Source organism: Streptomyces sp. NPDC060027 (genome assembly GCF_042737005.1).
Taxonomy (GTDB): Bacteria; Actinomycetota; Actinomycetes; order Streptomycetales; family Streptomycetaceae; genus Streptomyces.
This window is the reverse complement of record NZ_JBHWVI010000336.1, coordinates 1-6,640: the sequence shown is the minus strand read 5'-3', so window position 1 is coordinate 6,640 and position 6,640 is coordinate 1. Positions and strand designations below refer to the sequence as shown.

The following is a 6,640-nucleotide window of genomic DNA, read 5'->3' as shown; positions in this document are numbered from 1 at the left end:
GGTTTCACGTGGAACGGCAGAGCATGGGGTCCCGAACGCCCCGGGTCGGATTTACCCGCACGACTCACGATGACATTTGCAACGGTCCTGGTGTGCAGCATCGGTGGAGATGTTGTTGACGGAATGCGCCGAGCCGGTTACTCGGTTGCCAGCACGGCAGCTCACACAAGGGCCCCGGCCGACCTCTCGGTCCACCGGCGCCGCCCCGGCCGCCCGCACAGCGGAGTCACAGACCTCGCCCCGGCCATCTGTTTGCGCAAAGGACTGCAACGGCTGCAAAGCGACACCCTGTGACACACGTCACCGACGGCGCGCACGCCGGTCTTCGCCCTGCCCGGGAACCGCCTCACGGCAGGCCCGCGCACGGACGGAAAGGGGACATACAAAAACCGGCCAGCCGCCGTTGTCGGGCGTCTGACCGGTTCGAGGTGTGGAGCCTAGGGGAGTCGAACCCCTGACATCTGCCATGCAAAGACAGCGCTCTACCAACTGAGCTAAGGCCCCGTAAGAGGAGCGTCCGACCACAGGATCCATCTGTCGACGGGCGCCGCAGACCAGAGTACCGGGTCACCCCCGGGATCTCGCAAAAAGATGGGGGTCCCCGTGGACGACCACTCTCCGTAAGATGCTCGACGTGGTTCGCTGTCGCGAACCGCGGTACTTGGGGAAGCGATGGGGAGACGCAATGGACGCCGCACAGCAGGAAGCAACCGCGAGAGCCCGGGAGCTGCAGCGGAACTGGTACGGGGAGCCGTTGGGGGCGCTCTTCCGTAGGCTCATAGAGGACCTGGGTCTGAACCAGGCGCGTCTTGCCGGGGTGCTGGGCCTGTCCGCACCCATGTTGTCGCAGCTGATGAGCGGTCAGCGTGCCAAGATCGGCAATCCCGCGGTGGTCCAGCGCGTACAGCTCCTGCAGGACCTGGCGGGGCAGGTCGCCGACGGAAGCGTCAGCGCCGCCGAGGCGACCGAGCGGATGGACGAGATCAAGAAGTCCCAGGGGGGATCGGTGCTCAGCAACACCACGCAGTCCACGACCAGTTCGGGAGCCCCGACGGTCAAGCGGGTGGTCCGCGAGATCCAGTCACTGCTGCGCTCGGTGGCAGCCGCCGGAGACATCATCGACGCGGCGGACACCCTCGCCCCGACCCACCCGGAGCTGGCAGAGTTCCTCCGGGTCTACGGCGCCGGCCGTACCTCTGACGCGGTCGCGCACTACCAGTCCCACCAGAGCTGAGCCGATCGCCCGGCCGCCGACCGCCCGGCGCTGGAGGCCCGTGACACCTTCCAGCCGCCACACGTCAGGCAGCCGGGCGCCTCGGAAGAGGTCTCCGGACCGACCGCCGAAGGGGAGCGACGCACGACCATGGGTGAGGTCTTCGCAGGCCGGTACGAACTGGTCGACCCGATCGGGCGCGGGGGAGTCGGCGCGGTGTGGCGCGCCTGGGACCACCGGCGGCGCCGCTATGTGGCCGCCAAGGTGCTGCAGCAGAGCGACGCGCACGCGCTGCTGCGATTCGTGCGGGAGCAGGCGCTGCGGATCGACCATCCGCACGTACTGGCTCCCGCCAGCTGGGCCGCCGACGACGACAAGGTCCTGTTCACCATGGACCTGGTCGCCGGGGGCTCCCTGGTCCACCTGGTCAACGACTACGGCCCGCTGCCTCCCTCTTTCGTCTGCACGCTGATCGACCAGCTCCTGGCAGGCCTCACCGCCGTGCACGCGGAGGGGGTCGTGCACCGGGACATCAAGCCCGCGAACGTGCTCCTCGAAGCGACCGGCACGGCCCGGCCGCGGTTGCGTCTGTCCGATTTCGGCATCGCGATGCGGCTGGGCGAACCGCGCCTCACCGAGACCAACTACGTGGTGGGAACGCCGGGTTACTTCGCCCCCGAGCAGATGCTGGGTTCCGAACCCGACTTCCCCGCCGACCTGTTCGCCGTGGGTCTGGTCGCCCTGTACCTCCTGGAAGGCGCCAAGCCCGACGCCAAGGCGCTGATCGAGTACTTCGCCGAGCACGGCACGCCGTCCGCCCCGCGGGGCATACCCGAGCCTCTGTGGCAGGTCGTGGCGATGCTCCTCCAACCGGATCCGCACGCTCGCTTCCGCACCGCCACAGGGGCGCGCAAGGCTCTTGCCGCAGCCGTCGAACTCCTCCCCGAGCCCGGACCGGACGACGAACTGATCGAGGTCTTCGACCAACTCGGGCCCCTGCCTGGGGGGTTCGGACCGACGGGCCCCTTGGAGCCGGGGACCGCTTCGGGCGTGAGCGCACGGACTCTGTCCTCCCGCGGCCATCGGGACACCACAGCCGCTCACCCCGGGCCCGGCTCGGACAACACTCCCTCGTGGCCCGACACCGACTCCGGCACCTTCACGGACGCGGACTCCGACTCCCCACACGATTCCGCTCCGATCGGCGGCAACGGCACAGGCGGCGGCAACGGCACGAGCACGGGCACCGATGCCGGCACTGGCGCCGATGCCGGCCCAGCCTCAGGCTCCGACCTCGCCCCCGACCCCCACTCCAGCTCCGGCTCCGGCTCCGGCTCCGGCTCCGGCTCCGGCTCCGGCCCAAGCCTCGCCCCTGACCCCCGCTCCTTGCCTGCCTCGGCCTCCGTGCTCACCCCGGGCGAGGCATCCGGCTCCGACCTCGGCTCGGGAGCGCAGGGGCCCGCCTCAGGGAGCGTCCGGCCTGGTCCCGCTGCCGACGCTGCATATCCGGACCTCGGCACCGGGGACGTACTCCCGGAATCCCCTTCCCGTGACGGCAGGCAGGGCTCTGCCGAGGCCGCCCTGGGCCCGTGGCCCGCTCAGGACGGCGTACGGTCTCAGCCCGCCTCCGAGGCAGCGCAGGCTCAGCCGGGCCGCGAGCGCGGGCGACCGACCGCCGGGGACGGCGTACAGGCTCGGCCCGCCTCCGAGGACGCGCGATCTCTCACCGCCCCCGACGGCACACCTCCGGACCCTGCCGGCGGGCCCCCTCCCCAGCAGTCCTCGATGTCGGACACCGGCAGCTTCCATCTGCCGCCGCCACAGCAGCCCGCCGCCTCCACCGACTCCCAGCGGCGGGAGCAGGCCGAGGTTCCACCCCACCAGCCCCCGTACCCACCGAAACAGCAGCAGCCCCAGCAGGCGTGGCAGGAGACGCGGACGCCCACTCCCCCCACCTCGGTCCCGCTCGCCCTGCCGACGTCGGCTCCGCTCTACCCCCAGTCGTTCGACCCGACCCCGACACCTACGCCCCCGACCACACCCACTCCTACGCAAGTCCCCTCCCCCGATCGGCCCCCGGTCCCGTCCGCCGCGATGCCGCAGCACGCGTACGCCTCTACTGCTTCATACACCGCTCGGTCCGTCCAGGTTCCGCCTCGGGCGGGGGCAGTTCCGGTGCGCCACGGAAGGCGCGCACGGCCACGCCCGGGGCCGCCCGCCAAGGTCGCGGTGCCGATGCTGTTGCTCGCGCTGGCCTGTTTCGCGGTGGGGTTCTGGGCACTGAGCCAAGTCTGATCCGGGCGAGGACCGCTACCAGTTGCGTGTCGCCCCGTGCTCCCAAGGGGCCGGCGCCGGTGCGGTCAGCTGGGCCGAAGCGGTGTCCGCGTCTTCCGGCGCGGTCTTGAGGGTCCGCGCCGCCCTGCGGCGCGCGGCCACGGTCCACCACCCGAGCGTCAGCATCAGCAGGGTTCCCGTCCCGATGCCACCCGCGGCGATCAGTTTCATGCTGCCGCTCCGGCCGTCGTCGCCGCTGCCACCGGCACCGGTACCGGCCGTCCCGCCCGCCGTACGGTCGTCGGTCGCGTCGTCGGAATCCCCCGCCGGAACGTCGAACACGTCTCGGGGGTTCGCCGCCCCCGCGTAGGCGGGGCCCGTCCCCGCCGCTCCGGCCACCCGCACCCGCAGGGTCAGCCCGAAGGGCCCCTCGCCGAAGCGGTCGGCGACCTGAGCGGCGAGATGGACCACGAGGTAGTAGGAACCCGCGAACCGCATCCCGCTCACACGGTCGTTGAGGGCGAAGCGGTTCTCGTAGGCGACGGGAGGTAGGGGGTCGAGCGCGGCGGAGCGCTGCCTGCCGTCGTACCCGGAGCCGACGTCGTCGACGAAGCCGCGCACGGGGTTGTAGAGAGACATGGTGAGGGCGGTGCCCACAGAGCCGTCGCCGCGGCCCGAACTGCCCAGGTCCGCGGTGGCGTAGAACCGCTGTCCCCAGTCGACCGGCACCTTGTAGAAGCGCGTCTGCCCGGGGCGGATCTCGTCGTCCCAGACTCCCTGCCTCAGAGTGCGGGCCCTGCTGAACCCGGCTCCGCCGCTGCGGTGCTTCGAGGCCCCCGCCAGGGCTTCGGGCGACGCGGAGTTCCAGGCTTCCGGGGCACTCGTCGAACCGGGAGCGTTCTTCAGACCGGGCTCCGACACATAGCTGAGCTCCAGGTCCCAGGCGCGGGACGAAGAAGGCGTCGTGGCGGGCGGATCCGTCGCCCTCGACGCACCCGCCGCTCCTGAGCGTTCGACGACCACGTAGTACCTTCCCGCCGTCCGGCAGGCGTACTGCTTGCCGCCCGTTTCGCGGGACGCCCAGGCGGCGATGGGGTGCGGGCTCTGGGTGGCGCCGAAGTGGGCGGTGCCGGAGGGGGAACAGTTGCGGCCGTTGCCGTCCTGCAGGGAGACCTTGAGGCCGTCAGAGTAGGAGACCGTCGCGCCGGGCCGGGGGACGGCGGTGGCGGCGACGTACGCGCTGGAGTCGGCGTCCAGTTCGAGACGGTAGTAGAGCCTGCCGTCCCTGCCCGCGGGCCCGATGGAGCTCTTGTACGTGTGGCCCGGCTCGAGCCGTACGGAGTAGGTCGTGTCCGCGGTGCCTTTGACGGTGGTGGCGTCCTCCGCGAAGGAGTACGGCCCGGGCGTACCGTCGGCGGCCGTCCTCGCGTCGTCCGCGGTGGTTCGGGCGGCGACGGGCTCGGGAGCGGCGACCGGGCCCGCGGGCGCGAGGATCACGCACAGCGCGGCCGCTGCCGCCGTGGCCGTGAGCATCCGGCCGTGCCACGACCTCGCGCACCGGCCCTGGACCCGCCCGCCCTCCGTGCGCCGCCCCATCACGCGCCACCCCTCGTCGTAGCCCCCTGGCGCGGACCATCCTGCCCCGTCGGCCACCGCGGCACCCGAGCTATCAGTGGGAGCGGCCGAAAGGAAGCGGCCGCAAGGTCGTCATATTTCCCTGTGCAACCGATTCGCTTGCTTTCGCGAATCCAAGGGATTCCGGGAAACACAAAACCCCGACCGCGAGGCGGCCGGGGTCTGCTCAGAGACTGTTGTCGGTACTCACGAACCCGTGGGCACGGAGTCAGTCGCCTCCGTCCACAGATCCTGCTCGGCGCGATCCGCCTGGATCTGGCGGTACACGAGGAGCCCGCCGATGGCGGCCAGTGCGACCAGGAGAAGCTTCTTCACCGCGCGACCTCGTCTTTCCTTGACGTAGGGGACCTCTGGCGCCCGACTATACACACCGCCCGATATCGGTCGGCGACCTGGATCGGCCCTCAACTGCGGCCCCGCGCACAGCAGTAGAACGGATGCGACCACTCCGATCTCAGGGTGATCACACATCACAGAAAGTGACTTTCGAGGGCATCTACGGACTTTTCTGGTCTCTTGCGGCCATCCGGGTGGTGTTCATCTGAACATCAACGCGCCACGGGCGTTGGTCCACCACTTCGCGGCCCGCATACACATCATGAGGAAAGTACGCAAATCGCCCGACCCGAAAGTGAGGGGCCGTGACCCAAAACAAGGTCATGAAGCTGTGGACCGCCGTCATCACCGCCTTCCTGGCGCTGTGCACGACGCTCGGACTCATCACGACCACCGCGGCCGCCGCGGTACCGCAGGCCGACTCGGCCCGCAACACCGAGGCGTCCGTGACGGCCCCGGCGATGGCCCCCTGGGCCTGGGCCTGGTCCTACAGTCGGGCCCTGCCTCCCACGATGAAGCAACGCATCCGCGCCGAGGCACACGGCTCCTCGCCCAGCTGCCGCCACCGCGCGCCGGCGGACGACGAGACGACGGATCCCGCCCTCAGCGATCCTGAAGGCCTGGCCGGCCCCGACGCCTGCTCCGAGCCCGAGGCCCTCGCGGCGCCCGACACGGAGCTCCTGGCGCCCCTCACGCCCGTAGCACCGCTCCAGCGCTGAGACGCGCGGGGAGCACCGCACGAGGAGTCGACGTCGGTACAGGCCTGGCGGTGTGTCTGGAACCCCGCCCCTGGCTCAGTACCGGTCACTGGCACAGAACGCCGGCCCCGCCGAGTTCGGACGGCCGGCACGGGACCTTGTCCCCGGCAGAGCACGAGCGGCCGGAACAGGACACCGTCCCCGGCAGAGCACGAGCGGCACGGGACACCTTCCCCGGAGCGCGGACGGACAACACGAGGAACCGCCCCCGCACCTTCCCGAACCTCGCGCCCCCCTCTCACGCCTCCTCCTCGCACAAGCGCCCCTTCCCGTGGTCCTTCACTGACCCTTCGCGCACCCCTCAACCCCTCACGGACACCCTGACGTAGCGGCGAACTTGCGTACAAAGCACCCAGGGCAAAGGCCCGGCGATTGGGTGTTTTTTATTGTCATTCGACGTTGCACCGCTTTTAAAATTAGTATG

Annotated in this window: 5 protein-coding genes and 1 tRNA gene; 3 read left to right on the top strand and 3 right to left on the bottom strand. The window is 70.6% G+C overall.

The window, feature by feature from the left end:
* Positions 1 to 431: 431 nt before the first annotated feature.
* Positions 432 to 504: transfer RNA gene (locus ACFWBT_RS40750), tRNA-Ala, on the bottom strand.
* Between the two features lie 181 nt (positions 505 to 685).
* Between ACFWBT_RS40750 and ACFWBT_RS40745 the strand changes: the two genes are divergently transcribed.
* Together ACFWBT_RS40745 and ACFWBT_RS40740 are read left to right on the top strand one after the other, a co-directional pair.
* Positions 686 to 1,234, top strand: coding sequence for a transcriptional regulator (locus ACFWBT_RS40745; protein WP_037614940.1), 549 nt, complete (start codon positions 686 to 688; stop codon positions 1,232 to 1,234).
* Positions 1,235 to 1,363: 129 nt separating this feature from the next.
* The gene (locus ACFWBT_RS40740) at positions 1,364 to 3,508 is read left to right on the top strand and encodes a protein kinase (RefSeq protein WP_385709221.1); all 2,145 of its coding nucleotides are present in this window, start codon (positions 1,364 to 1,366) and stop codon (positions 3,506 to 3,508) included.
* Between the two features lie 15 nt (positions 3,509 to 3,523).
* Here ACFWBT_RS40740 and ACFWBT_RS40735 read toward each other — a convergent pair whose 3' ends face one another.
* Together ACFWBT_RS40735 and ACFWBT_RS40730 are read right to left on the bottom strand one after the other, a co-directional pair.
* Entirely contained in the window at positions 3,524 to 5,083 is a 1,560-nt protein-coding gene (locus tag ACFWBT_RS40735) for a hypothetical protein (RefSeq protein WP_385709217.1), read from the bottom strand.
* A gap of 225 nt (positions 5,084 to 5,308) precedes the next feature.
* Positions 5,309 to 5,437, bottom strand: a complete 129-nt coding sequence (locus tag ACFWBT_RS40730; protein ID WP_003999697.1) for a DLW-39 family protein — start codon at positions 5,435 to 5,437, stop codon at positions 5,309 to 5,311.
* Positions 5,438 to 5,763: 326 nt separating this feature from the next.
* Here ACFWBT_RS40730 and ACFWBT_RS40725 point away from each other — a divergent pair, with 326 nt between their 5' ends.
* A complete protein-coding gene (locus ACFWBT_RS40725) occupies positions 5,764 to 6,177 on the top strand; it encodes a DUF6344 domain-containing protein (protein WP_385709214.1) in 414 nt (137 codons plus the stop codon).
* Positions 6,178 to 6,640 lie beyond the last annotated feature (463 nt).